The sequence below is a fragment of the Mesorhizobium sp. M7A.F.Ca.CA.003.01.2.1 genome (assembly GCF_003998945.1).
Lineage (GTDB): Bacteria > Pseudomonadota > Alphaproteobacteria > Rhizobiales > Rhizobiaceae > Mesorhizobium > Mesorhizobium ciceri.
This window is the reverse complement of the sequence record NZ_RZRA01001417.1, coordinates 1-896: the sequence shown is the minus strand read 5'-3', so window position 1 is coordinate 896 and position 896 is coordinate 1. Positions and strand designations below refer to the sequence as shown.

Below are 896 nucleotides of genomic sequence, written 5' to 3'. Positions count from 1 at the left end.
GAACGACCCGGCTGATCCGATCCGGGCGCAGGTCATCCCGTCTCCGCAAGAACTTGAGGAAGCGGAAGGCGAACTCGACGATCCGATCGCCGACCATGACTTCAGCCCGGTGCCGCGCTTGACGCATCGCCATGCCGACCGGGTGCTGTTGTTCCCGACCTACCAATGCGCGGTCTATTGCCGGTTCTGCTTCCGCAAGGAATCGCTGACCTCGATCGGCAGGGGTTATACGCGCGAGGCGCTGGAGCCGGCGCTGGCCTATATCGCGGATCACCCCGAAATCCGCGAGGTGATCCTGACCGGCGGCGATCCGCTGTCGCTGCCCGACAAGGCGCTGGCCGAAATCCGCGCGCGCATCGAAGCGATCGCGCATGTGCGGCTGCTGCGCATCCACACGCGCGTTCCGGTGGCGCTGCCGTCGCGCATCACGCCGGGGCTGGTTGCGGCCCTGCAGGGCCGGCTGATGGTCACCATCGTCACCCATTTCAACCACGCGCGGGAAATCACTCAGGCCACGGAAACCGCCTGTCGCACGCTGCGGCAAGCCGGCTTCGTGCTGCTCAACCAGAGCGTTCTGCTCAAAGGCGTCAACGACAGCGTCGAGGCGCTGGAGGAGCTCTGCCGCGAGCTGATGTATCGCCTCGGCGTCAAACCCTATTACCTGCACCATGGCGACCTCGCGCGCGGCATGGCGCACCGGCGCACGACGATTGCGCAGGGGCAGGCGCTGACCGAAGCGCTGCGGGCGCGACTGTCGGGCATCTGCAACCCCGTCTATGTGCTCGACCTGCCGGAAGGCGGCGGCAAGGTGCCGATCGGGCCTTGCCATGTCGAGGGACGGGAGGGCGAGAACTGGCGGCTGCGCGGGCTGGATGGCGAGGTGAGGGCGTATACGG

At 67.1% G+C, this 896-nt stretch carries 1 protein-coding gene; it reads left to right on the top strand.

What is annotated here, in order from left to right; all coding sequences use genetic code 11:
* Positions 1-896, top strand: an 896-nt coding sequence (locus EN969_RS33125; RefSeq protein ID WP_127419847.1) for a KamA family radical SAM protein, incomplete at both ends; no start/stop codon positions are given.